Origin of the sequence: Neorhizobium sp. SHOUNA12A (assembly GCF_023006505.1) — a bacterium.
Classification (GTDB): Bacteria; Pseudomonadota; Alphaproteobacteria; order Rhizobiales; family Rhizobiaceae; genus Neorhizobium.
In genome coordinates this window covers 16,903-43,302 of the sequence record NZ_JALBGV010000051.1, presented here as the reverse complement: position 1 = coordinate 43,302, position 26,400 = coordinate 16,903, and the positions used below count along the sequence as shown (strand labels likewise).

Sequence of the window (26,400 nt, the reverse complement as noted above, 5' to 3'; positions counted from 1 at the left end):
GGACCGCGCCGAGGCAGGCGCTGGCGCAGCCGGCGGCGGCGCGACGCTGCCGCTCTTCCCAAATCCCTCGTTTCCGCGTTTTCCAAACATACCGGTTTCCTGGTGTTATGCCTTCTTGCGCCCGAGCATGCCGAGCATCTTGCCAAGCCCACCCTTCTTCACCTTCTTCATGGCGACCCGACCCGTGACGATGTGGGCGATCTGCGAGAAGGTTTCGGCGGCTGGCGATTTTGCGTCGATTTCGGAAATCATGCGGCCGCTATTGGCGGCATTGCCGAACAGCTGCACGTCGAACGGCAGGATGGCGATCGGCTCGATCTCCAATGGTTCAATGAAATCGTTCGGAGCGATCTCCGGACGCTTCGGCATGCCGACCTGGTTGAGGATCAGATGCGGCGCACGGTCGTTCGGCCGAAGCTTCTTCAAGGCATCGATCATGTTCTTGGTGTTGCGCAGGTTGGCGAGATCCGGCACCGCGCAGATCACCACCTCGTCGACCTCCGACAGAACCGCCCGCGTCCATTCCGTCCAGCCATGCGGAACATCGAGAACGGCCATCGGTGCGCTGCGCTGCAGGAGCTCGATGATCGGCGTGAACGCGTTGCGATCGAAATCATAGGCGCGATCGAGCAGCGAGGGAGCCGCCAGCAGCGAGAGATGCTCGGAACACTTGGTCAGAAGGCGATCGAGGAAGACCTCGTCCAGGCGTTCCGGCGCAAAGACCGCTTCAGCGATGCCCTGGGCCGGATCCTGGTCGAAATCGATATTGGCCGTGCCGAAGGGAAGATCGAGATCGGCGAGGATGGTCTCGGTCGAGAACAGATTCGAGATACCGAAGGCGCAGTTGTGCGCAATGGTCGAGGCACCGACGCCGCCCTTGGCACCAATGAAGGCGATCGACTTGCCGAGCGGCTCGGCTTCGGGATCCACGAAAATCGCCGAGATCGAAGCCAGCATGTCGGGCATTTGCACCGGGCCGACGAGATATTCAGAAATGCCGTTGCGGATCAGCTCGCGATAGAGCGAAATATCGTTGTAACGGCCAACGACGATGACCCTGGTCGAGGGGTCGCACACTTCCGCAAGCGGCGTGAGCTCATGCAGCAGGTTCTTCGGCTCGGCGTCGGTTTCCAGAATGATGAGGTTCGGGGTCGGCGTGGACGAAAACATGTTGGCGGCGGCACTGGTGCCGCCGATGGTCACGCGCAGGTTGACCTTGGCCATGCGGCGATCACGGGCCATGCGGTCCATCGTACGCTGCATCGCTTCGCTTTCGCAGAAGGAATGAATGGAGATGCGCGGCAACGGGCGCAGCGCGTCGAAATCGCCGGGACGATCGGCGTCCTCGACAGACCCTTCACCCTGGCCGGGAGTGCGGATTTCGTAGTTGATCGCGCTCATTGTTTTCTCCGGTTCCCTGGCTTACGGCGTCGTGGTGCCACTGGATTCCCCGCGATAATCGCTGATGACCTTGGCGCGCTGCGCCGCGTCGATCGGCGTGATAGCGCGCGGGGCGATGAGGTCCGTGGGGTTGGCGACCTGAGCTGCAAGATTGTTCTGGCTGGCGCAGCCGAAATTGTACCAGTTCTTATTGCCGAACGTGTTGTCCGACAGATCCGCCGGCCATTCACCGCACTGGCCGGTCATCGCCTTGGTCGTCACGTAGGAAAGCCGGATCGGCGCGGCATCGCCGTTCGGCGAGGCTGCATAGCTGCTCATCAGGATCCGCTGCGGCTTGATGCCGGAACGCGTCAGTTCACGGCGGATATCGCCCGCCAGATGTTGCGCGGCACCGGAATTATACGAGCCGTACGGCACCTGGATCTGCATTACGCCGGCTGGCGACGCCATGAAGTTCTGCGCAAATCCCTTGACCGTATCGCGCATCCCGGTGGTCAGGCGGACATCGCCCGAGGCGATCGGAATATCAAGCGCCGACTGACCTTCCGCCAGGACGATCGGATGGCGGGTGCGATAGTCGTCGGGGATGGCGCCGGTGGTGAGCTGGCTGTTGCCGCAGGCCGACAGGAGCATGCCGGATGCCGCGAGCGCGAAGGCTGCGGCAATCTGGCGGCGACGGGACCTGGTTGTAACCTTGGTCATGGCATCCTGTCCTTCGGCGGAGATTTTCTGCGTTTCAATGTCCATGACCGCTCACTTGTAGATAAAGCCGACGGCGCCGTGATATTGGCCCGTCGCGACGGGCTCCTTGCGGCCGTAGATCTTGTTGACGCGGTTCAGGAAGAAGGTCGCCGCATCGTTTTCCGGATTGAAGTTGTCGTCCGGCCGAGCGATCTCGCTGCGCGCAACGGGACGGACCAGATAAGGCGTCGCGATGATCACGAGTTCGGTTTCGTTGCGGACGAAATCCTTGCTGCGGAAGAGCGTGCCGAACACCGGCACCTTGGAAATGCCCGGCAGGCCGGACATCGCCTGTCGGACGTTGTCCTGCACCAGGCCAGCGATCACGATGGAGCCCCCGGAGGGCAATTCGACCGTGGTCGAAGCCTCGCGCTTGCGGATCGACATGTAGGTATTGCCGGGGATCCGCAGCGAAGCACCGTTACCGGTCGCGGCAGAACCTTCATAGGTCGGCTCCGACACGTTGGTTTCGATCACCAGGCTGATGCGTCCCGGCGACAGAACGACGGGCTTGAAGTTCAGTTCGATGCCATAATCGACCGTGTTGACCGTCTGCGTGACGGTCCCCTTCTGGCCGTCGACCTCCTGCTGGGCAGGCAGGCGGAATTCGCCGCCGACGTAGAATTTTGCCTGCTGGCCCGAAATGGCGGTCAGGCTGGGTTCGGCAAGCGTGCGCATAACGCCCGCCTGTTCCATGGCGTTCATGTAAGTCGAAAGAGCGACATTGCCGATGTTGCCGGACAGGACGCCTTGAGCAGCCAAGCCGACGGCATTTCCCAGATTGGCGGGATTGGCAAAGGAAATCGAACCCTTGGGACCGGCCACCGAGCCATTGAAACCAAGCTGCTTCAACACCTGCCGGCTGACTTCCGCAACCGTCACCTTCAGCGTGACTTGGTCTTCACCCTCGATCGTCAGGAGGTTGACGATCTGAGATTTCTGTCGGTTTTCCGCGAAGATGTCCGCGTCGCCGTTATTGCCCTGAGCCGTGATATTCCGGGTGGTCGCCTCACCGCCCTTGAGGAAGGCGGTGGTGAGCTTTTCCGCCTGCGCCGAGTCCTGGGGGGTGCGCACACTTCCCGACAGCACGATGTTGTCCGAGATGATCTCGACCTTGATGTTCGATTCCGGCAGGAACCGGCGAAGGTTCTGCTCAAGACCGGAAATGTCGCGTTCGATTGCCACGTCCAGGCTGACGATTTCCTCGCCGTTGGGCCCGAAGACGAAGATATTGGTCTGGCCAACGGTCTTGCCGAACAGATAGATGCGGCGGGAGGTGCGCGTCACCGCGTCTGCCATGCTCGGGTCGGCGACCAGAATATCGTGGGCGTCGGAAGGCAGGTCGACGACCAGGGCCTTGTTGAGGCCGAGCTGCAGCCGTTTACGTATGCCAGGGCCACCTTCGGTGATGCGGACGACGCTGTTTTCGGCCGCCAGGGCTTGCGCAGGTTCAAGGCTGATCGGGGCGATATTCAGCGAAATGCCGGAAAAGGCGAGGCAAAAAGCCAAGCCTGCCGCTGCCGAGCTACGAATCTTGTGTTTCAGACTGTTCACTTGAGCGCTCCGTTCATTTCGCCTGCACCGCCGTCGCCGTGCTCTTGACGATCGCGCCCGATTTGATGACCTGGATATCCGCCTTGCCATCGCCCCCATGCAGCAAATAGCCCGGGGCGACCGTGTCGGCCTCCTGCGAGTCCGCGACCGAGCGCAGCGCGAGCGTCAGCCGCTGGGCCATCTGCTGGGCGACGGCGATGACCTTTGCCTGATCCGGCGTCAGTTCCAGCGTCGCCGTCGTGCCGACCACCGATTTCTTGCCGTCTTCACTTTCCTGGACCTGCTGGTCGATCGCGAGGACGCGGACGTTGCTCAGGATGGTTTCGGTAATGTAGTTGCCGCTGTCCTTGTTCTCGCGCACCATGATGATGTCGACGCGATCATTCGGCAGCACGAAGCCGCCGGCGCCTGTCGCCACCGAAATCTCGGTTGCGACGGCCCGTTTTCCTGACGGAAGCAACGAGGACATGATGCGGCTGGATGAATCGGCAATCTTCTCGGCGCGCATCGGCTCGCCCTTGAACATCGGCATGCGGACCACGACGCCCTGAAGCTCGGTCATCGCGTTCGGCCGTGTGGAATCGGTGATGAAGCCGTCGACGACGCCGCTCGAGGGCCAGGACGCCCACTGCATCGACTTATCGTTCAGCCGGCTGCCGATGGGCAGGTTCTCAGCCGAGACGAGCACCTTGACCGTCGGCTCCTTCTGGATGACGGTTTCCACCAGTTCGGGTGCCTTGGTGCCGGAAAGGCGCATGGCGAGCATGCCGGCGAGACCCGCCGCCACCACGGCAACCGCGAGAATAATGATACGGGTGGGCTTCATGGCCATTCCTTGAGGGAACACTAATTCCCCCGGAGAATGGTCTCCAATGGTGTAATTATAGTTAATGAGACGCTTACAATTCTGGTTAACGCGATCTTTCCATCGCGGAAACCTTTATTGAAACGCCTTCACGGCCAGGAGATGGATCGGGGCAAGCTCGAGGGTCAGGAAGCCAGCGATCGCGATGGCGATACCGTAAGGAATCTTCTTGGCGTTGACGAGGGATGAGGGGAGCGGGATGCCCATGGCCATGACCGACTCCGCCTGCGAGCGCAGGAGCAAGAAAGCAAGCGTCACCGCGCCGCCGACATAACCGACGGTGACGAGGAAAACGAGAAGCGAATGATTGAAGCCGAACCAGACGGCGGTCGCGGTCAGGAGCTTCGCATCGCCGCCGCCCATGACATTGAAGGCAAACAGCGCGAAACACGCGCCGAACACGGCAAGGCCGGCGACCAGATTCATGCCGATCTCCGGCCATGCGAGACCCGAAAACGGCGCCAGTATGAGAAAGCACGCAAGAAGCCCAACCGATACACGGTTGGGGATCGTCATCGTAAACAGGTCGCTGATCGCAGATATCGCTAGGCCAAGAGGAAGGATGGCGAGAATCGCTACTGCGGCTATCACGTTTACCATGTATCCACCTCAGTTTTTACAGGCATTCGGCCATTGGCCGCTCGAGCGTCAAAACACGTAAAGCCGCCCAACGAGGCGGCTCGACGAGACACATGCAGATAACCCGAAGCGGGCCTATTACGGATGTGCAGTACTTGCAGTCGTCATCTTAGTAGAGATGCTATTGAACGTGGTGCTCAGCGAATTGCCGAGGGTCGTTGCACCAGCGATCAGAGCAACGGAGATGAGAGCTGCGATGAGACCATACTCGATGGCGGTCGCACCAGACTCATCTTTCATAAAACGGGCGAAAATCTTGGTCATGGAACTCTCCTACTCCACATTTGTTGTTCAGCACGTCCCGACAACTGTTTCCGTTGTTCGGATGACTGCAATCTACAGAGGGACGATTGCCATCGGCTTAAGGAACATCGTTACCGACCCGTTAATGGAGGATTGCCGGTGGCGTGGTAAACGAAGGGGAAAGAAAAAAGATCGCATTCGACCATGTGTTCACTACCGCTCATAATTGACTAATGTACATTTTTTTACAGAGCTTTAATTTACATGCGGGAAGGCTGATACTTGCTCCATGGGCTGCGATCCCGGCCATTCGGCAATGGTTAAGATGAGATCAAACCCGGCCGCCTGTGCCGCTTAACCTTTCATACACCAATCACATCCATTCTTGGCCGATAACAACCGCACCCTAAAGGCTGCCCCCAATGCTGTTCCGTAGCGTCATGGTCCGACTCCTCGCCATTTGCGGTGGCGTGTTCGCTGGCGCAGGACATGTTACTGCGCAGGATCAGGGGGATCTTCTGCGCGTATTCATGAATCATGCGCGCGTGCTGAAACTCGACCGTCCGGTCAGCAAGGTCATCGTTGGCAATTCCAACGTCGCCGATGCCACCGTCGCGGACTCCACTACGATCGTTCTCACCGGCCGCAGTTTCGGCACGACCAATCTGGTGCTGCTCGATGCCCAGGGCAATGCGATTGCCGATGAACGCATCCTCGTTTCCATCGACGAAGGCAACACGGTGCGCGTCTTCCGGCAAACGGAACGTTCCATCCTCTCCTGCACACCCAATTGCGAGCAGCACGCCGAGTTCAAGAACACCGCTTCGCCCTGATCGGGGACAGGTGGTTAAACTGCAGACGATTGCGGCAACGGAATCTCAATAATCGAACCCTAGGATCGGCGTGCTCAAACCGGGCTGTCGGGCGGGAACCATGTGCCAGGATCATGACGATACCAAAAGCGATGCGCCCGTACCTGTAAAGGGTAGGCGCGGTGCATGGCGGCGGATCATCCGCTCGAAAGACGGAGCAGCGGCGATCGAATTCGCGCTGCTGGCAATTCCCTATTTCCTGATCGTTTTTGCGATTGTCGAAACCTTCATAGCCTATACCGGAGAACAGCTTGTCGCCAATGCCGTCGACACGATGGCGCGCAAGCTCAGGACCGGCAACATCACCTACCAGCTCGGCCGCACTACCTACAAAAACGAAACGGATTTCCGGCGCGCTTTCTGCGCCGAAATATCGATCATGATCACCTGCAGCGACGCAGAAATTACGACGCCGGACAAACTTCTGCTCGACGTCCGTTCGTTCGCGAGCTTCGCATTGATTCCGACGACGATCCCGCGTACCGGCGGCGCTTTCGGGGATCTCGATACGTCTTCCTTCGCCTATGCGCCGGGGCCCGCCAAAAGCATCAACATGCTGCGCGCCTATTACCGCTGGGACGTCATCACCGATCTGATCCGGCCTTACATCACCAATGTCCGGCCCGCGGACGGCGGACGGCCGAACTATTTCCTGATCGTCGAGACATCCGCCTTCCGAGCCGAGGACTATCCGTGATGGAAGAGCAAAAACCCCAGCCGCAGTTGCGATATCCGGGCCTGTTGACCCGCATCAGGCAGTTCTTAACCGACAGGCGTGGCGTCGGCGCAGTCGAGTTTGCGCTGATCGCACCGCTGCTTCTCAGCCTCTATATCACGTCCTTCGAGATCACCATCGGCCTCAGCGTCTCCAAGCGGGTGACGCGCAGCGCCAGCACCATCGCCGATCTCGTGACCCGGGAAACGAGTGTCGACAAGACGATGCTCACGACGATGAAAGATGTCACCGCCAGTCTTTTCGCCCCCTATACGCCCAACACGCTCAGCATCAAGATCACGGGGGTGACGCTCGATGCCAATGGCAGTCCAACCGTTGCCTGGTCGTGGAACCAGGATAACGGCAGGCCCTATGTGGTCGGTTCTGCGGTCCCGGTGCCGCCCGACATGCATATAGCCAATTCCTTCCTCGTCCGGGCGGAAGTTTCGGTCCACCACGAACTGTTGATGTTCATGCCCGGCCTTTTGCCAAGCGAGGTTCAGAACATCACCATCGCGCGGGAGTATTTCTACCGCCAGCGCCTCGGGAACAACGTCGCCTGCACCAATTGCTGACGCGCATCGGACGTCATGCCCTTTGCTAATACATCCGCACGGCTATATGAATCCCGATTCGAGCCGGCAGCCAGACCGTCGGCCGGGCGATATTCAAACTTCCGGGTGACCGATGGCGCGTGCGTTCCTGTTCGTTCTTGATTCCTTCGGCGTGGGCGGTGCCCCCGATGCAGACGAGTATGGCGATCTCGGCTCCAATACGCTCGGGCATATCGCGCAGTTCTGCGCCGCAGGCGTCGGCGACCGCGCGGGTCTGAGGGAAGGCCCGCTGCATCTGCCGAACATGTCATCGCTCGGTCTTCTGGAAATCGCAAAGCTCGCCGGCGGCGACTATCCCGTCGGCATGCCGATGCCGGAGCGGATCTTCGGCCTGTACGGCGCAGCCAACGAAATTTCCCGTGGCAAGGATACGCCATCCGGCCATTGGGAAATCGCCGGCACGCCGGTTATGTTCGATTGGGGTTATTTCCCGACCGAAGGCGAGGCCTTCTCTCCCGAACTGGTGGACGCCATCTGCCGTGAAGGCGGCATTTCGGGCATTCTCGGCAATTGCCACGCATCCGGCACCGAAATCATCGCCCGGCTTGGGGAAGAGCATATCCACACCGGAAGGCCGATCTGCTACACATCAACCGACTCCGTCTTCCAGATTGCCGCCCACGAAACCCATTTCGGCCTCGACCGACTGCTCAAGCTCTGCGAAACCGTACGGGTGCTGGTCGATCCGATGAATATCGGCCGGGTGATCGCCCGGCCTTTTGTCGGCGAAACGGCGGCCACGTTCCAGCGAACCGGCAATCGCCGCGACTTCTCCGTGCCGCCGCCCGAGCCGACATTGCTCGACCGGCTGATCCGGGGCGGCCGGTCGGTACATGCCATCGGCAAGATCGGCGACATCTTTGCGCACCAGGGCGTGTCGCGCGTCATCAAGGCGGACGGCAATGCGGCGCTGATGGAAGCGACGCTTGCTGCGATGGACGAGGCGACCGTCGGTGATCTGGTCTTCACCAATTTCGTCGATTTCGACATGCTCTACGGCCATCGCCGTGACGTGCCGGGTTATGCCGCGGCGCTCGAAGCCTTCGACCGCGCGCTGCCGGATGTCCACCGGCGGCTGAAACCGGGGGATCTCGTCATCCTCACCGCAGACCACGGCTGCGATCCGACCTGGCGCGGCACCGACCATACCCGCGAGCGGGTGCCGGTCATGGCGTTCGGGCCGGGTATCCGCTCTCGCTCGATCGGGATCAGATCAACCTACGCGGATATTGCCGAAACAATCGCTGCCCATCTATCGATCCCGCCTGGGCCCAACGGATGGAGCTTCCTTTGACCAGACACCTCCTCAAGGCCGAGATCCACTGCCATATCGAGGGCGCCACGCCCCCGGCACTGGCTGCAGCCCAGGCCAGGAAATACGGCGTCGATGCCAGCAAGGTGCTGCGCGACGGCGCTTATGTCTGGTCGGATTTCTCAGAATTCCTCGTCTGCTACGATGCTGTCGCCGCGCTCTTCAAAACCGCCGACGACTATGCGCTGCTGACCGAGACCTATCTTCTGGAACTTGCCGCCGCCAGCACGATCTACAGCGAGATCATCGTCTCGCCCGATCATGGAGACCGGATCGGGCTCGGAGCGGATGCCTATCTCGCCGGCATCTGCGACGGCATCCACGCAGCCCGCGAAAAGACCGGCATCGAGGCGCGGATCATCGTCACGGGCGAGCGGCATTTCGGCCCGGACCGGGTGATCTCGGCCGCGGAATATGCGGCACGCGCGAAAAACCCGCTGGTGACCGGTTTCAACATGGCCGGCGAGGAACGCATGGGCCGCGTCGCCGACTATGCTCGTGCCTTCGATATCGCCCGCGATGCCGGATTGGGTCTGACCATCCATGCCGGTGAGGTCTGCGGTGCCTTCAGCGTCGCCGATGCGCTCGATCTGGTAAAGCCCTCGCGGATTGGCCATGGCGTGCGCGCAATCGAGGATCCGGCGCTGGTGGAACGGCTTGTCGAGCTTGGCACCGTGCTCGAAGTCTGCCCCGGCTCGAACATCGCGCTGAAGGTGTTTCCGGATTTCGACAGCCACCCGCTGAAGCGCCTCAAGGCCGCGGGGGTGCGGGTCTGCATCAATTCCGACGACCCGCCGTTCTTCCACACCTCGCTCGCCCGCGAATACGAGATCGCGTCGGCGGTGATGGGGATGTCGGACGGCGAGATCGATGAGATGACGCGCACGGCGATCGAGGCTGCCTTCGTGGACGACGCGACAAGGGCAAAACTGATCGCCCGGTTCGACGCCCAGAGCGGGTCAGAGGCTGGGGATGAGGCGGCCATACGCGCCTGATGGGTTGCGGAACCGGCCTTTTTCCTGAAAGAAGAGACAGGCAAACAAGAAGGGGAAGCTCATGGACGGCGTCACTGTCATCGATCATCCGCTGGTGCAGCACAAGCTGACGATCATGCGCAAGAAGGAAACCTCGACGGCGGGCTTCCGACGGCTGCTCCGGGAAATCTCGATGCTGCTCTGCTACGAGGTGACCCGCGACCTCGAACTGACCATGGAAACGATCGAGACCCCGCTCGTCGAAATGCAGGCGCCGATCGTCGAAGGCAAGAAGCTGGTTTTTGCCTCGATCCTGCGCGCCGGCAACGGGCTTCTCGAAGGCATGCTCGAACTTGTGCCTTCGGCCCGCGTCGCGCATATCGGCGTCTACCGCGACCACGAGACGCTGCAGCCGGTCGAATATTACTTCAAGGCGCCGGAAGACATTGCCGAGCGGCTGATCATCGTCGTCGATCCGATGCTGGCGACCGGCAATTCCTCGATCGCTGCCGTGGACAAGCTCAAGGAACGCGGCGCCCACAATATCCGCTTCCTTTGCCTGCTTGCAGCCCCCGAGGGCATCGCCAACTTCCGCGCGGCGCATCCGGATGTGAAGATCTACACGGCCTCGATCGACAGCCACCTCAATGAGAAGGGCTATATCGTGCCCGGCCTCGGTGACGCCGGCGACCGGATGTACGGCACCAAGTAAGTAATTTAGAATTCGCTTACCAAGCTTTTAAATGAACGGCCTGCGGGGATTTCGCGGGCCGTTTTCTTATGAATTGTCGGTTATGCAGGAAGCGGATATCCGGTTCATGCCGAGAGGATTGTTCATGCTCCTGCGCACCGTCATTTTTGCAGCCGTTACGGCGCTGCTGGCGACACAGATCCCAGCGCTGATCCAGCGTGCAGATCATGCGCCGGAGGCAATGGCTGCGGCCGAAGCGCCGGCAAAGGCCACGCCTGTTTCGGTGACACCCGGCAGCGTGACCCTGGAAGCCGATGGCCGAGGTCACTTCAACGGCACGTTCCGGATGAACGGCAAATCCGTCGACGGCCTCGTCGATACCGGTGCGTCGCTGGTGGCGATCAACGAAAGCACGGCGCGCAAGCTGGGCTACAGCGCCAACGGCCTGGATTTCCGCTACACGGTCAACACCGCCAATGGCGGAACCGAGGCGGCGCATGTGGTCCTCGACCGCATCGAGATCGGCGGCGTGCGCGTCAAGGACGTCGATACCTTCGTGCTGCGCGACAAGGCGCTTGCCGGCACGCTGATCGGCATGAGCTTCCTGAAGAAACTGAAATCCTTCCAGGTGGAAGGCGGCAACTTGAAGCTGATCCAGTGATCAGCCGATACGTTTCAAGATGACCGACGCGGCTGCGACCGGGGCGTCTGAGATCGTATAGAAGCGCGCAATATCCTCAGCGATCCGCTCGGCATCCTCTTTTGTCCTGGCATGCACCATGGCGATCGGCTCGCCTTCCGAGACTTGGCGACCGAGCGGCAGAAGCTCGTTGATGCCGACGCGATGATCGATCGGATCCGCAGCCCGCTTGCGGCCTCCACCGAGTTCGACGACGGCCAGGCCGATGGCCCGGGTCTCGCAGGCTGCGAGATACCCATCGCGCGGCGCCGGCACGCGCAGCCGCACCGGCGCACGTTCAAGATAGGAATCCGGACGCTCGCAGAAATCCGCGGGACCGCCGAGTGCATGGACCATGCGGGCAAACCGCTCCATCGCTTCGCCGGAGCTCAGACCCAGCCGCGCTCTCTCCTCGGCCTCGGCCAGATTGCTGGCCACGCCGGCCTGGACCAGCATTTCCGCGGCCTCAGCCAAAACGACGGCCTCGAGCCGGGTACCGGCCTTCAGGCCCGCCAAGAAATCGAGACAGTTGACGATTTCGAGCGCATTGCCCGCCGCGTCTGCCAGCGGCTGGTTCATATCGGTCAGAAGTGCTGCGGTCTTGACGCCCGCCCCATTCGCCACTTCGACCAGAGAGCGGGCCAACGCTTCTGCTTGCTGCGGGCTTTCCATGAAGGCGCCGTTGCCGACCTTGACGTCGAGCACAAGGCTGCCGAGACCGGCCGCGAGTTTCTTGGAGAGGATGGAGGCTGTAATCAGCGGCACGGATTCGACGGTCGCTGTCACGTCGCGGATGCCGTAGAGCCGGCGGTCGGCGGGGGCGAGATCGCTCGTCTGTCCGATAATGGCACAGCCCACTTCGCCTACGACCTTGCGGAACAGAACCTCGTCCGGCATGACGCTGTAACCCGGGATTGACTGCAGCTTGTCGAGCGTGCCGCCGGTGTGACCAAGGCCACGGCCGGAAATCATCGGGACTGCAAGGCCGCAGGCCGCCACGATCGGCGCGAGCATCAGCGAGACATTGTCGCCGACGCCGCCGGTCGAGTGCTTGTCCGCCACCGGCCGGTCAAGAGCGTCCCAGTTCAGGACAGTCCCGGAATCACGCATGGCAAGCGTCAACGCCACCGTCTCATTGCGGGACATGCCCCGAAAGAAGACAGCCATGGCAAAGGCAGCTGCCTGGCCTTCGGAGATTTCCTCTTTTGTCAGGGCAGCAATGAAGGCTGCGATCTCATCGCCGGTGAGAACCTTTCCGTCGCGTTTGCGACGGATGATTTCCTGCGGGATCATCGTGTCAGTAGCCGCTCGACGCGCGGACGGTGGTGCTGCCGCTCAACACGCCGAGAATATCATCGAGCAAGCTCGATGCGCCGAAACGGAAGGTGGAGGGCATGATCCAGTTGGGGGCCATGATCGTTTCGGCAAGCCGGAAGTAGAGATCGGCGTCCGCAACCGTCGAGATCCCGCCGGCAGGCTTGAAGCCGACGCGCTTCTTCGAATCCCGGATCGCCTGCAGCATGATGTCGGCTGCTTCGAGCGTCGCGTTGACGGCGACCTTGCCAGTCGACGTCTTGATGAAATCGGCGCCGGCAGCGATCGCCAGGTCGGAAGCGCGGCGGATCAGAGCGCTATCCTTCAGCTCGCCCGTCTCGAGGATCACCTTCAGGCAGGCATTCGGGCAGGCGGCGCGGACGGCCTCGACCATTTCGGTCACCGCCGCCTCATCGCCGGCGAGCAGCTTGCGATAGGGAATGACCATATCGATCTCGTCGGCGCCGTCTTCGATCGCTTTGCGCGTCTCCCAGACGACGGTCGCGACATCCAGCTCGCCGGAAGGGAAATTCACGACCGTAGCGATGCGGACCGGATGTTCGGACCCCAAGATCTGGCGCGCATGGGCGACGAAACGCGGCCAGATGCAGATCGCAGCCGTGTTGCCATAAGGCGTCTGGGCACGCTGGCACAGTTTCTCGATCGCGGCGTAATCGCAATCGTCGCGCAGGTTCGTCAGATCGAGAAGCGAGAGCGCAAAGGCTGCCGCCTCACGCGGGCTCAGGAGTTCCATGTCGAGTGCCTCCCCGGCTTGCTTACTGCGCCGCGCGCCTATCGGTCCGATACTGACGCAGTAAATTCAAAGGCGACGCAGGTCCGGTCAAAATCTGCTCGATTTCTGGGTCATGCGGCTCGCCCATATTTATCGTTCAAACGATTAGATGCAAGCCACACCAGAGGGGCACGCGCCCACACGGGACTTATCCGCTTGAAATACATCGTGTAATCAGGCCAACATTTCTTTCAGAATGGCCGCCAGGCGCTGCCCGCCGACGGGCGCCATGTCCTTGGTTTCCGCGTGGCTGAGCTCCGCCCCGGTCATGCCGGCGCCGAAATTTGTGATGACCGAGGCCGCCGCGACCTTGAGCCCGAAATAACGCGCGAGGATGACTTCCGGCACCGTCGACATGCCGACCGCATCGGCGCCAAGCGTGCGCGCCATGCGGATTTCCGCAGGCGTCTCGAAGCTCGGTCCGGAGAACCACATGTAGACCCCGGAAAACAGCGGGACGCCGCAACGGATCGCCGCATTGCGCATGTCGAGCGCGAGGTCGGCATCATAAGCAGTGGTCATGCCCACAAAACGCCCGTCGCCTTCTTCGCCGATCAGCGGATTCATGCCGGAATAATTGATATGGTCGGAAATCTGCATCACCGAGCCCGGCGGCATATCCTCCCTCAGGGAGCCTGCCGAGTTCGTGAGGATCAGCGACTGGACGCCGAGGCCCTTTATCACCTCGATCGGAAAGCGCATCACCTTGGCGTCGCCATGTTCGTAATAATGCGCCCGCCCGGAAAGCATGATGACCGGCTCGGCTCCGAGATAACCCGCGACGATCTCGCCCGCATGGCCGGTGACGCCGCTCACCGGGAAACCCTCCAGCGCGCCATAAGGCACACGGACAGCCTCCGTCACCTGGTTCACCAGTGAACCGAGGCCTGAGCCGAGTACGATCGCATGGCGCGGCACCAGGCCGTTCAGGCGCTCGACGAGCAGATCGATGACTTTCCTCATCTCCACCGCCTCAGCCGATCACGTCGGTTTCGAAAGCAAAAGGCAGGAGTTCCGCCATGGTGACGGTCTTCTGCACGCCGAGATCGTCGCAGAGATAAATGCGCGTATCGGCGGAGGCAAATTCCGCGATTTTCTGCCGGCAGCCACCGCAGGGCGAGCAGAGCGCCAGCTTTTCGGCAAGCACTGCCAGTTCGACGATCTTCTTACCCCCGCCCATGATCATCGCGCCGATCGCCGTCGGCTCGGCGCACCACCCTTGAGGAAAGGAGATGTTCTCGATGTTGGCGCCGAGATAGACTTTGCCGTCATCGGCACGGAGCGCCACGCCCACCGGAAATTTCGAATAGGGGGCGTGAGCCTTGGCCATCGCACCGCGGGCGGCTTCGAAAAGGTCATGAGACATCTATCAACGCTCCTTGGTATAGGGCACGCCGCCGGCCTTGGGCGGACGGGCGGTGCCGATGAACCCGGCCAGCAAAACGCAGGTGAGGATATAGGGCAGCGCCTGGAAGATCTGTACCGGCACTTCGCCGATCAGCGGCAGCGACTTGCCCTGCATGAAATTGGCGAACGCATCGAGGAACCCGAAGAGCAGGCAGGCGAGCATGACCGGCACCGGTTTCCATTTGGCGAAGATCAGTGCTGCAAGCGCGATATAACCCTTGCCGGCCGACATGTTGTTGATGAAGGCGGCCGACTGGGCGATCGACAGGTAAGTGCCTGCGAAACCGCAGAGGAACCCGGCGACGATCAGAGACCGATAGCGCATCCAGGCAACCGAAATGCCGGCGGTATCGACCGCGCCCGGATTTTCGCCGACAGCGCGCAGGCGCAGGCCGAAACGGGTGCGGTAGAGAACCCACCAGGAAATCGGCACCATCAGGAAAGCGATGTAGGTGAGGATGTTGTTGCCGGAGATCACGTGTGCATAAAGCGGGCCGATGATCGGCACGTCGCGCATCATGTCGGCGCCCGGCAGGACGATGGACGAGAAACGGCCCTCGGGCGGCACCTGGCCGGTGCGCCCGCCCTGCCTGAACCAGGCCTGGCCGAGCACGATTGTCAGACCGGCGGCGACGAAATTCAGCGCCACGCCGGAGACGATCTGGTTGCCGCGATTGGTGATCGAGGCAAAGCCGTGCACGAAGGAAAATACGATCGACACGCCGATGCCGCCGAGCAGGCCTAACCAGGCATTGCCGGTCCAGTACGCGACGCAGGCGGCTGCGAAGGCCGAGGCCAGCATCTTGCCTTCGAGACCGATGTCGAAAATGCCGGCGCGCTCCGAAAACAGTCCGGCAAGCGCCGTGAACAGAAGCGGGATCGAAAGGCGGATCGCCGAACCGAGAATGCTGATGAAAATATCGAAATAATCCATGAGCCTATTTCCCGGTGAGCTGCTGGTAGAACCGGACGATGGCCGGGCGGAGCATATATTCCAGGGCTCCGGCAAACAGGATGACCATGCCCTGGATGACGACGATCATGTCACGGGTGATGCTCGGCATGTCGAAGGAGAGTTCGGCGCCGCCCTGGTAGAGGATGCCGAACAGCAATGCCGCCAGGATGATGCCGGCCGGATGATTGCGGCCCATCAGCGACACAGCGATGCCGACAAAGCCGGCACCGCCGACGAATTCGATCTGCAGGCGGGCGGAAGCGCCCATGACCGGATTGAGTGCCATCATGCCGGCCAGGCCGCCGGAGATCAGCATGGTGATCATGACGATCTTCGAATAGCGGATGCCCGCATAACTCGCAGCCGTCGGACTGATACCGAGCGTACGCATCTCGTAACCGAGCTTGGTGCGCCAGATCAGCACCCAGACCAGGAAGCACATGATCAACGCGATCAGGAAAGAGAAGTTGAGCGGTGCCGCGCCGAGCTTGCCGCCGAACATGGCGATCAGCCAGTCGAGCTTGGGGAGTTGGCCGCCGGGCAAGAAGGTGCGAGTTTCGGGCGCCATCTTGCCGGGAACGATCAGCACGCGCACCAGCATGTAGTTCATCAGCGATGAGACGATGAAGTTGAACATGATGGTGGTGATGACGATGTGGCTACCACGCTTGGCCTGCAGCCAGGCAGGAATGGCGGCGCAGGCTGCACCGAACAGGGCGGCGCCGATCACTGCAAACGGCATCGTTACATACCAGGGCACGTAATGGTCCATGGCCAGCGCCACGAGCGCCGCACCCAGGCCGCCGAGATAGGCCTGACCCTCCGAGCCGATATTGAACAGGCCGGCATGGATCGCGACTGCCACCGACAGGCCGGTAAAGATGAAGCTCGTCGTATAAAACAGGGTGAAACCGATGCCTTCGCCGCGGCCGAGCGCGCCTATCAACAGCAATTGCAGCGCCTCGAACGGGCTTTCGCCGATCGCCCAGACGACCAGACCGGAAAAGAAGAAAGCCAGGATGAGGTTGAGCAGCGGGATGAGGCCGTAATTGATCCAGGCGGGAAGCGGAACGGATGCGGTGGTCATGCCCCTGCCCTCGTCCGCCGTGCTGCCGCCGAAAGTCCGATCATTCCATGCTCCGGATAGGTCATTGCTGAAAGCGTCATGCGGCGATCCCGGCCATCATCAGGCCCAGCGTCTGTTCGCCCGCCTCGCCCGACTTTTCGCCGACGATCCTGCCCGCGAACATCACCAGGATGCGGTCGGAGAGCGAACGGATCTCGTCCAGCTCCACCGAGACCAGCAGCACCGCCTTGCCGGCGTCGCGCATCTCGATGATCCGCTTGTGGATGAATTCGATGGCGCCGATATCAACGCCGCGGGTCGGCTGACCGATGAGCAGCATTTTCGGATCGCGCTCGATTTCGCGCGCCACGACGATCTTCTGCTGGTTGCCGCCGGAAAAATTGGCGGTCCGCAGCCGCGGGTTCGGCGGGCGGATGTCGTATTTGCCGATCTTCTCCTCGGCATCCTTCCGCATCGCATCGAGATCCAGGAACGGGCCGCGGCCGTACCTGGGATCGCGATGATAACCGAGGATCGAGTTTTCGTATTCCTCGAATTTCAGGACCAGGCCCATATGGTGGCGGTCTTCCGGGATATGCGCGAGGCCGAGATCGCGCAGGCCTGCCGGATCGACACCGGCGACGGGCTTGCCATCGATGAAGATCTCGCCGGACGACGGCTTGCGGATGCCGGCGATGGCTTCGAGCAGTTCCGACTGGCCGTTGCCGGCGACGCCCGCTATGCCGACAATCTCGCCCGCGCGCACGTCGAAGGAGACGTCGTCGACCATGGTGACGCCACGACTGTCCTTGACCGTCAGGTTCCTGACCGACATCAGGACCCCTCCCGGATGGGCGGCTCCCTTTTCGACACGCAGCAGGACGCGGCGGCCGACCATCAGTTCGGCAAGTTCTTCGACGGTCGTTTCCGCGGTCTTGCGGGTCGCGACCATTTCGCCGCGGCGCATGACAGACACCGTATCGGTGATCGCCATGATCTCGCGCAGCTTGTGCGTGATGAGGATGATCGTCTTGCCCTGATCGCGCAGCACCCGCAGGACCTTGAAAAGATGATCGGCCTCCGGCGGGGTCAGCACCCCCGTCGGCTCGTCAAGAATGAGGATGTCGGCGCCGCGATAGAGCGCTTTCAAAATTTCGACGCGCTGCTGGCTGCCGACCGGCAGTTCCTCGATGACCGCATCCGGATCGACCTCGAGGCCGTAATCGTCCTCCAGTCGCTTCAGCTCCTTGCGGGCGCTCGCAACGCCCTTGGCGAGAAGCTGGCCGCCTTCGGCGCCGAGCATGACGTTTTCAAGCACTGTGAAATTCTCGACCAGCATGAAGTGCTGATGCACCATGCCGATGCCCGCCGCGATCGCCGCCTGGCTATCCCGGATCGTCATCGGCTTTCCCGAAATGCGGATCTCGCCGTGGTCGGCCTGGTAGAAGCCGTAGAGGATGGACATCAGGGTCGACTTGCCGGCGCCGTTTTCCCCGATGATGCCGTGGATCGAGCCTTTGGCAACTGTCAGATTGATGTTCTTGTTCGCGTGTACCGTACCGAACTTCTTGTCGATGCCGACAAGCTCGATCGCGGGCTCCTTCGGAGAATCGAAGCTCAATGGTCCGCCCTTCCGCCTGATATGCAAAAAGGGCGCATGGCGATTATCGTCGCCCTGCGCCCCTCAAAACCGGCCTTACTTGTTGCAGGCCTTATCCGACATGTAGTCGTGCACCTTAATGGTGCCGGCGATGATGTCGGCCTTGGCCTTTTCGACGGCGGCCTTCATTTCGGGCGTAATCAGCGCCTTGTTGTTGTCGTCAAGCGCGTAGGCAACGCCGTCTTCCTTGACGCCGAGAGCCTGGATGCCGGCCGTGAACTTGTCTTCCTTGGTGTCCTTGAAGGCATTGTAGACGGCGAGATCGACGCGCTTGACCATCGAAGTCAGAACCGAACCCGGATGCAGGTGGTTCTGGTTGGAGTCGACGCCGATCGAAAGCTTCTTGTTGTCGGCAGCAGTCTGCAGCACACCGAGACCGGTCGCACCGGCAGCCGCGTAAACGACGTCGGCGCCCTGGTCGATCTGGTTCTTGGTGAGTTCACCGCCACGAACCGGATCGTTCCAAGCAGCACCGGTCGTGCCGGTCATGTTCTGGAAGACCTGCGCATCGGGCTTGGCCGCCTTGACGCCCTGGACATAACCGCAGCCGAACTTGCGGATCAGCGGGATATCCATGCCGCCGACGAAGCCGACCTTGCCGGTCTTCGACGCCATGCCGGCGAGAAGGCCGACGAGGTAGGAACCTTCTTCCTCCTTATAGAGGATAGAGCGGACGTTCTTCAGGTTGACGACGGAGTCGACGATCGCGAACTTGGTGTCCGGGAACTCGGCCGCGACCTTCTCCATGGCCGAGGTCCAGGCGAACGATACGGCGACCACCGGGTTGAAGCCGCGGCTGGCGAAGTTGCGGATGGCCTGCTCGCCCTGGGTGTCGCTGGTCGGTTCGAAATCCCGGAAGTCGATCCCCGTTTCCTTCTTGAACCTTTCGGCGCCGACGGAAGCGGCTTCGTTGAAGGATTTGTCGAACTTGCCGCCCGTGCCGTAGACCAGCGCCGGCTTGATATCCGCGGCGAGCGCGGTTGCCGACATGGCCGCCATGGCAATGAGGCTTAAAAGGGTTTTCTTCATCGTGCAGCCCTGTTTTTTAGCTGTTAGGTCCTCCCGCAATCCCCGTTCCCCGGTGATGTCTGCGGCCACCTGCCCTTTTTCTTCAAGGGTCTGGCTTCGGTCACTCTTGCACGGGTTTCGGAAAAATTCACGAGATTTTTTTCAACTGGTAAAAAACAGCGAAGCTGCTGAAAACTTCGACAATGTTGTCGAAAACTGCTCAAACGGAAGGCTTCGAGACTTAGTTCTGCCCATTCGTCGAGCGAGGCCGGAGGCATCTGCATCATGCAACCCATGACAGCATCCAACTCCGCTTACAACACTACCCCCAGCAGTTCTTGGGAGCCGGCAGGATCAGCTTGGGCTTCAGGCGGAAAACCGCCCGGCAAACTGTGGCCGGCTGTATCCGGCCATCCAGAAGATCAACGCAATCCCCAGGAACACCGCGAATGCCGGCTGCGCCAGCACCGGGGCCACGAAAGGCCGCCAGATGTCCTGGCCGAGATAGGTGGTCGCGGTGATCTCGGTGAGCGCCAGGCTTTCCGGATCGAGATTGAGCCAGGCATTGCCAAGGCTGGTCAGCACCACCGACGAGGCGGACACGGACTGGATCGCATCCAGCGTGCCGGCCACGATCGCGGCAACCAAAGCAAGCCCGCTGAGCAGATGGAAAACGAACCGTATGACTGCCATTGCGAACAAGCCCGCATCGTTGATCACGGCCGCGCCGCCTGCCGCGCGACGGCGTTTATGGCAGAAGAAATAGTCCGGGGCCCAAGGCTTGGCAACGCGGTCGACGGAGTTTTCCCGCCCACTGTCAAAAAACGTTCAGATTCGGGTTGATCCCGGGGAATTGATCGGTATATATCGCGGCCGTTCCAACGTTTTGCTTCTCAGATGACGCAAAGCAACCAAGGACAGGTGGCCGAGTGGTTTAAGGCGCACGCCTGGAACGCGTGTGTGCGTGAAAGCGTACCGTGGGTTCGAATCCCACCTTGTCCGCCATTGGCTTTTTAAATAGCTGCTTCATGCTTTGTCGGCCGCGAGGTGACTCCTCGATTGGCACGCTGCGGCGAAGTATCGTGTTTTGCGGTCATCGCCGTCGCTCACCGCGACGCCCGGCGATTTCCGGCATGGGACTGATCAGCGACGTGCCGGCGGCGGCTCCGCGCTCCTGCGGCATGACCGAGAAGCGGTTTCGTTCCGGCCGGCATCGGTTGTATGTTCGCAGCCGCATTTTCCGCCCGGGAGATAAAGCCGCCAGTCTCTGAAGAAGAGTATGGCGGCGCTGTGAAATTGACAAATATCAAGCCCTTTCAAATGGATGACAGGATCCACCAAAGCGGCTGCCCGATTGCCTCTACTCTTCTCATTTGTCAACTCTTCAATAATAAGTTGAGTTAGAAATTCGTTATACAAAGATTTTACTCTTTTTGGTTACGTTTGCTCCAGACGACAACCAGATGATTTCGGCTGCGAATTCATCCGGTCTTCAAGCGCTAAATCAGCTTCTGGATAATCCAATCATGCGCCGTTCGCTTCTCTGCATAACCCTCTTCTCAGTCGTGTCATTCCAAGGCGCGGCTGCTGGCAATCTCGCCGATTTCAAGCGACCTCTCGCAATTCCCTTCGACAAGGTGACGCTATATTCGTTGCAGTTGGCGACACTGGGGAAGATGTTGTTTTTCGATCCGCGCCTGTCGGGCGCGAAGAACATGAACTGCGCCAGCTGTCACAATCCCTCCTTCGGGTTCGAAGTGCCGGTCAAGACGCCGGTGGGTGCGGCCAATACGCATCTGGCCCGCCAGTCGCCAACTATTCTGAACGTGGCGTGGACCACCCCCTTGTTCTGGGACGGCCGCGCGCCAACGCTGGAAGCGCAAGCCGCAGGACCGATCACGGCACCGGCGGAGATGAACGGCAAGCTCGACCAGATCGTCGCCGATCTGCGAGCCATTCCCGACTACAACAGTTGGTTCAAACAGATATTTCCGGACAAAGGCGCCACGAACGAGACGCTGCTGACGGCGATCGCAACCTATGAACGTACCGTTGTTTCCGCCTGGTCGCCGTTTGACCGCTGGGTGGACGGTGACGAAACCGCAGTCTCAGACAGCGCCAAGCGAGGCTTCGAACTGTTTACCGGCAAAGCAAACTGCGCCGTTTGCCACACAGGCTGGAATTTCACCGACAACAAGTTTCACGATACGGGCCTGCCGACAGACGACATAGGGCGCGCCAAATTCGAACCGAATAATCCCAAAGCGTTATATGCCTTCAAGACGCCGAGCCTGCGCAACACTCTCTATCGCGGTCCCTATATGCACGACGGCAGTCTGGCGACCATGGAGGACGTGATTGCTCACTATGAGAGCGGTGGGGTCAAAAGCGCGTCGCGCTCGGATAGCATTTCCCCAATTTTCATCACCGATCACGAGCGGGAAGAGTTGATCGCTTTCCTGAAGACCTTGACCCCTGAACAGCAGGATTTGCTCCTGCCGACATTACCCAACTGAGTAGCACGCCATGGCACTGTCAGTCCGATTCCAAATCCTTCTACCCCTCGTCGTCTCCATCCTCGCGGGCCTCGGCGCTGCCGCTCTCGTTGGTTCCCAGGCGATCGATGGCCAGACGCATATCGAGCGCGTCGTGCAGGACGCGATTGCCGCCAAGACGCTGGCTGCAAGGACCGCAACACAATTCGAGAATGTGTCGGGCGTGGTCACAAACCTCCTGGCGATGACGACATTCGTTTCGGTCGAAGAAGTCAAGAAACGGTTTGACGCGACCAATGGCGCTCTGGAGACGACGCTTGCCGAATTTGGCCGCAACTCGCTGTCACCCGCAGTCTCCGGGAACGTCAAGAACCTCGGTGATCTGCATGCTGTGTGGCGCAGCAATGTACGTATTCTGCTCGGACTCGATCCGGCAACCGCAATTCCGACAGCCGAGCAGCTTATGCGCTCGCGCACGGCCATCCTCGCGAAGATCCTCGACATCAACACGCTCGTGGACAAGACGGCATCCGACTCGGTTGCGTCCGCGGGGAAGGCGCTTGAGACCGAAATTCGCAATGAATTGACGACCGCCGCTGCACTCGCGCTCGTGGGCGTCATCATTCTGCTGTTTGTCGCCCAGCGAATTGCCGGCCCGATCGTGCGGATCACCGCGTCGATGAAGCTGCTTGCGGGCGGCGACATCGAGGTGGTCGTACCGAAGCGCCGGGGCGCCAAGGAAATTCGCGCCATGATCGATGCCCTGGCCGTGTTCCGTGAAAATGCGCGCATGCGCGATACGTTGGAGCAGGAAGCGCGAACCCAGACCGCCAGCCTCGCCCATGTCTCGGCGGAAGCCCGGCTGCTACAGAGCCAGGTGCGCGGAGTTGTCAACAAGGCCGCTGAGGGTGATTTTTCCGGTCGTGTCAGCGGACCGTTCGAGCGTCCCGAACATCACGAGCTTGCCCAGAGCCTCAATACGGTCATATCGAGCTTCGAAGGCGGGCTCAACGAAACCAGCCGCGTTCTGGATGCACTTGCGAATGCCGATCTGACGATCCGGTTCGAAGGTGTCCACAAAGGCGCATTTGCCGAACTGCAGAACAATGCGAACGCCGTGACGACCCGCCTCTCGGAGGTCGTGTCGCGACTGGCTGCTGCTTGCGCCTCCGTTTCGGCATCCAGCGACGAAATTCTGCGCGGGACGACCGAACTGAACGGGCGGTCCACGCGTCAGTCGTCGATGCTTCAGAACACCGCCGTCACGACAAACGCCGTTGCCGAAACCGTCGGCCAGAACTCCAAGCGGGCGGGCGAGGCCACCAGCGTGATTTCGGATACCAGCCAGATGGCTGAAAACGGCAGCCAGGTCATGAGCGGCGCGGAAAACGCCATGGCGCAGATCACCGTCTCCTCCGGCAAGATCTCCGAGATCATCGGCGTCATCGAGGATGTCGCTTTCCAGACGAACCTGCTGGCGCTCAATGCAGGGGTGGAAGCCGCACGTGCAGGGGAAAGTGGCAGAGGGTTTGCGGTCGTCGCAACCGAGGTGCGCTCTCTCGCCCAGTCGACGGCCAATGCTTCGAACGAGGTGAAGGCGCTCATTCAGAAAAGCCAGGCGGAGGTGAAGGCTGGTGCCGAACTGGTCCGCAAGGCGAGCGAGCAGTTTTCCCAGATCGTCTCATCCATCGCATTCGTCTCTTCGCTTTCCAGCCAGATAACCAGCGAGAGCAACAATCAAAGTGCCAACCTTCGGCAGTTGTCGAGCGCCATGAAAGATCTCGATGAGCTCAATGCCCATAGCAACCGGCTGGTCGGCGATCTTTCGGCCTCCACCGAGAGGACAAGCCGGGAAATGGAGGCACTGGCCGAGATCGTCAATCTGTTCCGCATCGACAAGCGAGGGCAACCCCGCGCCAGATCCAATCAGGCTGCCTGAAGCGTTTTGTTGTGAGCGAGACGGGCATTGCGGGACATGAACGCAGCTGTCAGCGTTTGTTCATTTTCCGCAGTCTACCTTCATAGAAACCGCCAATCCAGCGGCCAATCTGAAGGAGGAGAAGATGAAAAAGTTCATTGCCGCCTGCATCATCGGGCTTGGATGCCTCACCACGACTGCGGCCCCCACCCTCGCTGATAGTTTCAGCATAACGATTGGCGATCGGGGCTACCGGCCGTCCGGGCACTATTATCGGCCGGGTTACCATCGCTACCACCGCCCCTACTACCGCCAGTATTCCAGGCACCATTACCGGCCTTACTGCAGGGTCCGGAGCGTCCAGTACCGCCATCACGGGCGTTGGGTCACTAGGACCACACGCGTCTGCCGGTAAATCGATTTCGACGACCAGGCCCCGACATGGCTGACGGGGTCGTTTGGGCCGCGGCACGCGCTTCGCATTATTGCGAGGTCGAAAAACTGACTTGCTGCCAACGATGCAGCTTCGGATCGAAAGCGACCACGAGTTCGAAATCCTTGCGGTCCAGGCCTTTGTCGGTGTTGATATCGGCATAACCGCCAATCGCGAACCGGCAATCGGCGATCCAGCGGAAATCGCTCCAGGCGACATCGACCACATCCGGACGTTCTTCAACGAGCTGGCGGGATTTCTCGAATGCGAGGCTTCCCGGGCAGGTTTCGTCTTCGGTCGGCTCGCCCATGGCCATAAGAAGTGCCAGGCCGGCGATCGGCACGACGAAGGCGACGCTCTTTACGACATTCGCTCCCATGACGGCTCTCCCAAGCTTCGAACCCGAAGCAGCCGAACCCAAGAACAGTGCCTCACCATCTGGAACAAGGCCTGATCGTGCTGCAAATGATAGCATCAATTCGGCTGGCCCGCCAAGCTTTGCGGAAAGGGTTATGGCGCTACACCGCCGATTTGGGGTATTGCCAATTTCGACTTTATTTTCATAGGAAATGAACTAGGACGATCAGGCTTGGAGTCTCCTTGATGGATAGCGCATGAAATTCGGAACAAGCGGCCTTCGGGGCCTCGTGAGTGATCTGGAGGGCCGAGCTTCATCCCTCTACACCCAGGCCTTTGCCCGGCATCTCCTGGAAACGGGCGCTGCCCGGCCCGGTGACGCAGTTCTGGTCGGCCGCGATTTTCGTCCGTCGAGCCCCGACATTGCCGCCACCTGCATCGCCGCACTCAGCCAAGCCGGCCTTTCGCCCATAGACTGCGGTGCCATCCCGACGCCGGCGCTGGCGCTCTACGGACTTCAGCTCAAGGCCGCATCGCTGATGATCACCGGCTCGCACATCCCCGCGGACCGCAACGGCATCAAGTTCTACCGGCCCGACGGCGAGATCGACAAACAGGACGAAATGCGGATCACGGCGATCGCCGCCGAACTGGACAGGAGCGAGATCGACGCGACGCGTAGCGAAGCGCCTGATCATTCCGTGCAAGCCGAGACGTTGTTCCTTGCCCGCAATGCGGCAATGTTGCCGCAAGGCGCGCTCGCCGGCCTCAAGGTCGGCGTCTATCAGCATTCGACGGTTGCCCGCGATCTCATGGTCCGGGTTCTTGAAGGTTATGGCGCACACGTGGTGCCGCTCGGCCGTTCGGAAGATTTCATTCCGGTCGACACGGAAGCAGTCTCGGCCGAGACGATCGCCCTCCTCAAGGGTTGGGCGCGCGAATACCGGCTTGACGCAATCGTCTCCGCCGATGGCGACGGCGACCGGCCGCTGGTTTCCGACGAAACGGGAGAACCGCTGCGCGGCGACCTTCTAGGCCTGATCGCGGCAAAGTTCCTGAAAGCGCAGGTGGTCGTAACGCCGGTCACCTCCAATTCGGGCATCGAGGCGGCCGGGGATTTCGAAGTGGTCCGCACCAAGGTCGGATCGCCTTTCGTGATCTCTGGCATGCTCGCAGCACTCGAAGCCGGCAAGACGGGCATCATGGGTTTCGAGGCGAATGGCGGACTTCTGACCGCCTCGCCTTTCGAAACCGGCACGGGCACGCTCTCGCCACTTCCCACCCGCGACAGTTTCCTGCCGGTGCTGGCGACGCTTGTGCTGGCTGCGCACGAAAAGGAGCCCCTGTCGCAAATCGCCGCCGGTTTCCGCTTGCCGTTTGCGGCGGCCGACCGGCTGGAGAATTTCCCGGTCGAGACCAGCGCCGCGCTGATGTCCTATCTCAGGCAATCCGACGACAATCTTGCAGCCTTTCTCGCGCCGATTTCGACAGTCGTCGCCAAAAGCGATATCGATGGCCTGCGGGTGACGCTTGAGGATCGGCGGATCGTGCATTTCCGGCCATCGGGCAACGCACCGGAAATGCGCTGTTACGTCGAGGCCGGGACGGAAGACGAGGCGAAGGCCCTGTTGCATGAGGGGCTGATCCTCATCCGGGCCTGGGCCGCAAAGCTTGAACGATAATTGGACGAGAAC

The 26,400-nt window shown here is 60.8% G+C and carries 26 protein-coding genes and 1 tRNA gene; 11 read left to right on the top strand and 16 right to left on the bottom strand.

The genetic code is table 11. The annotated features are described in order from the left end of the window. Window positions 1–105 precede the first annotated feature (105 nt). The 6 genes from MOV63_RS21050 to MOV63_RS21025 all read right to left on the bottom strand — a co-directional run bounded on the left by MOV63_RS21050 (window position 106) and on the right by MOV63_RS21025 (window position 5,464). The gene (locus MOV63_RS21050; RefSeq protein ID WP_247036496.1) at window positions 106–1,401 is read right to left on the bottom strand and encodes a CpaE family protein; all 1,296 of its coding nucleotides are present in this window, start codon (window positions 1,399–1,401) and stop codon (window positions 106–108) included. 21 nt (window positions 1,402–1,422) lie between these two features. Then, the gene (locus MOV63_RS21045; RefSeq protein WP_247036493.1) at window positions 1,423–2,103 is read right to left on the bottom strand and encodes a CpaD family pilus assembly protein; all 681 of its coding nucleotides are present in this window, start codon (window positions 2,101–2,103) and stop codon (window positions 1,423–1,425) included. 51 nt (window positions 2,104–2,154) lie between these two features. After that, window positions 2,155–3,696 (bottom strand): type II and III secretion system protein family protein, encoded by a 1,542-nt coding sequence (locus MOV63_RS21040; protein ID WP_038548173.1) that lies wholly within the window; start codon window positions 3,694–3,696, stop codon window positions 2,155–2,157. 13 nt (window positions 3,697–3,709) lie between these two features. Beyond that, window positions 3,710–4,522, bottom strand: a complete 813-nt coding sequence (gene cpaB / locus MOV63_RS21035; protein WP_038549949.1) for a Flp pilus assembly protein CpaB — start codon at window positions 4,520–4,522, stop codon at window positions 3,710–3,712. A gap of 114 nt (window positions 4,523–4,636) precedes the next feature. Next, a complete protein-coding gene (locus MOV63_RS21030) occupies window positions 4,637–5,149 on the bottom strand; it encodes a prepilin peptidase (RefSeq protein WP_247036500.1) in 513 nt (170 codons plus the stop codon). Between the two features lie 129 nt (window positions 5,150–5,278). Continuing rightward, the gene (locus MOV63_RS21025) at window positions 5,279–5,464 is read right to left on the bottom strand and encodes a Flp family type IVb pilin (RefSeq protein ID WP_247036491.1); all 186 of its coding nucleotides are present in this window, start codon (window positions 5,462–5,464) and stop codon (window positions 5,279–5,281) included. Window positions 5,465–5,883: 419 nt separating this feature from the next. On the opposite strand from MOV63_RS21025, the gene MOV63_RS21020 reads away from it, so the two are divergent. From MOV63_RS21020 to MOV63_RS20990, 7 genes are all read left to right on the top strand, one after another. Then, window positions 5,884–6,276 carry a pilus assembly protein N-terminal domain-containing protein gene (locus MOV63_RS21020; protein WP_405029360.1) on the top strand — a complete coding sequence of 131 codons (393 nt, stop codon included), beginning with the start codon at window positions 5,884–5,886 and terminating at the stop codon, window positions 6,274–6,276. A 100-nt stretch (window positions 6,277–6,376) separates the two neighbouring features. Then, window positions 6,377–7,012 (top strand): TadE/TadG family type IV pilus assembly protein, encoded by a 636-nt coding sequence (locus MOV63_RS21015; protein WP_247036490.1) that lies wholly within the window; start codon window positions 6,377–6,379, stop codon window positions 7,010–7,012. Then, complete coding sequence (locus MOV63_RS21010) at window positions 7,012–7,605, top strand: TadE/TadG family type IV pilus assembly protein (protein ID WP_247036489.1); 594 nt, start codon at window positions 7,012–7,014, stop codon at window positions 7,603–7,605. Before MOV63_RS21015 ends, MOV63_RS21010 begins: the two co-directional genes overlap by 1 nt. A gap of 112 nt (window positions 7,606–7,717) precedes the next feature. Then, window positions 7,718–8,938 (top strand): phosphopentomutase, encoded by a 1,221-nt coding sequence (locus MOV63_RS21005; protein ID WP_247036486.1) that lies wholly within the window; start codon window positions 7,718–7,720, stop codon window positions 8,936–8,938. Beyond that, complete coding sequence (locus MOV63_RS21000) at window positions 8,935–9,951, top strand: adenosine deaminase (RefSeq protein WP_247036484.1); 1,017 nt, start codon at window positions 8,935–8,937, stop codon at window positions 9,949–9,951. The genes MOV63_RS21005 and MOV63_RS21000 overlap by 4 nt, the downstream gene beginning before the upstream one ends. A gap of 61 nt (window positions 9,952–10,012) precedes the next feature. After that, entirely contained in the window at window positions 10,013–10,642 is a 630-nt protein-coding gene (upp, locus tag MOV63_RS20995; RefSeq protein ID WP_038592343.1) for a uracil phosphoribosyltransferase, read from the top strand. Window positions 10,643–10,766: 124 nt separating this feature from the next. Then, window positions 10,767–11,282, top strand: coding sequence for a TIGR02281 family clan AA aspartic protease (locus MOV63_RS20990; protein WP_247036482.1), 516 nt, complete (start codon window positions 10,767–10,769; stop codon window positions 11,280–11,282). Here the strand turns inward: MOV63_RS20990 and deoA are convergent, their stop codons facing one another. From deoA to MOV63_RS20945, 9 genes are all read right to left on the bottom strand, one after another. Beyond that, complete coding sequence (gene deoA, locus MOV63_RS20985) at window positions 11,283–12,593, bottom strand: thymidine phosphorylase (RefSeq protein ID WP_247036480.1); 1,311 nt, start codon at window positions 12,591–12,593, stop codon at window positions 11,283–11,285. A gap of 4 nt (window positions 12,594–12,597) precedes the next feature. Next, entirely contained in the window at window positions 12,598–13,368 is a 771-nt protein-coding gene (gene deoC / locus MOV63_RS20980; protein ID WP_247036478.1) for a deoxyribose-phosphate aldolase, read from the bottom strand. Window positions 13,369–13,581: 213 nt separating this feature from the next. Continuing rightward, window positions 13,582–14,370: a purine-nucleoside phosphorylase gene (locus MOV63_RS20975; RefSeq protein ID WP_247036476.1), complete on the bottom strand. Its 789-nt coding sequence runs from the start codon at window positions 14,368–14,370 to the stop codon at window positions 13,582–13,584. Between the two features lie 10 nt (window positions 14,371–14,380). After that, window positions 14,381–14,773 carry a cytidine deaminase gene (locus MOV63_RS20970; protein ID WP_247036474.1) on the bottom strand — a complete coding sequence of 131 codons (393 nt, stop codon included), beginning with the start codon at window positions 14,771–14,773 and terminating at the stop codon, window positions 14,381–14,383. A gap of 3 nt (window positions 14,774–14,776) precedes the next feature. Next, window positions 14,777–15,748, bottom strand: coding sequence for an ABC transporter permease (locus MOV63_RS20965; RefSeq protein ID WP_038548141.1), 972 nt, complete (start codon window positions 15,746–15,748; stop codon window positions 14,777–14,779). A gap of 4 nt (window positions 15,749–15,752) precedes the next feature. Then, window positions 15,753–16,856: an ABC transporter permease gene (locus MOV63_RS20960; protein WP_038548138.1), complete on the bottom strand. Its 1,104-nt coding sequence runs from the start codon at window positions 16,854–16,856 to the stop codon at window positions 15,753–15,755. A gap of 76 nt (window positions 16,857–16,932) precedes the next feature. Beyond that, the gene (locus tag MOV63_RS20955; protein ID WP_038548135.1) at window positions 16,933–18,456 is read right to left on the bottom strand and encodes an ABC transporter ATP-binding protein; all 1,524 of its coding nucleotides are present in this window, start codon (window positions 18,454–18,456) and stop codon (window positions 16,933–16,935) included. A 75-nt stretch (window positions 18,457–18,531) separates the two neighbouring features. After that, window positions 18,532–19,524, bottom strand: a complete 993-nt coding sequence (locus tag MOV63_RS20950) for a BMP family protein (RefSeq protein ID WP_038592324.1) — start codon at window positions 19,522–19,524, stop codon at window positions 18,532–18,534. A 345-nt stretch (window positions 19,525–19,869) separates the two neighbouring features. Next, window positions 19,870–20,196 (bottom strand): hypothetical protein, encoded by a 327-nt coding sequence (locus MOV63_RS20945; protein WP_051900233.1) that lies wholly within the window; start codon window positions 20,194–20,196, stop codon window positions 19,870–19,872. A 222-nt stretch (window positions 20,197–20,418) separates the two neighbouring features. On the opposite strand from MOV63_RS20945, the gene MOV63_RS20940 reads away from it, so the two are divergent. The 3 genes from MOV63_RS20940 (at window position 20,419) to MOV63_RS20930 (ending at window position 23,937) form a co-directional block, all read left to right on the top strand. After that, window positions 20,419–20,508 (top strand) — tRNA-Ser (locus MOV63_RS20940). A gap of 521 nt (window positions 20,509–21,029) precedes the next feature. Then, window positions 21,030–22,019, top strand: coding sequence for a cytochrome-c peroxidase (locus MOV63_RS20935; RefSeq protein WP_247036472.1), 990 nt, complete (start codon window positions 21,030–21,032; stop codon window positions 22,017–22,019). 10 nt (window positions 22,020–22,029) lie between these two features. Beyond that, entirely contained in the window at window positions 22,030–23,937 is a 1,908-nt protein-coding gene (locus MOV63_RS20930; RefSeq protein WP_247036470.1) for a methyl-accepting chemotaxis protein, read from the top strand. 461 nt (window positions 23,938–24,398) lie between these two features. Here the strand turns inward: MOV63_RS20930 and MOV63_RS20925 are convergent, their stop codons facing one another. Next, complete coding sequence (locus tag MOV63_RS20925) at window positions 24,399–24,728, bottom strand: hypothetical protein (protein WP_247036468.1); 330 nt, start codon at window positions 24,726–24,728, stop codon at window positions 24,399–24,401. 235 nt (window positions 24,729–24,963) lie between these two features. Between MOV63_RS20925 and MOV63_RS20920 the strand changes: the two genes are divergently transcribed. Beyond that, the gene (locus MOV63_RS20920) at window positions 24,964–26,388 is read left to right on the top strand and encodes a phosphomannomutase (RefSeq protein ID WP_247036466.1); all 1,425 of its coding nucleotides are present in this window, start codon (window positions 24,964–24,966) and stop codon (window positions 26,386–26,388) included. Window positions 26,389–26,400: the final 12 nt, after the last annotated feature.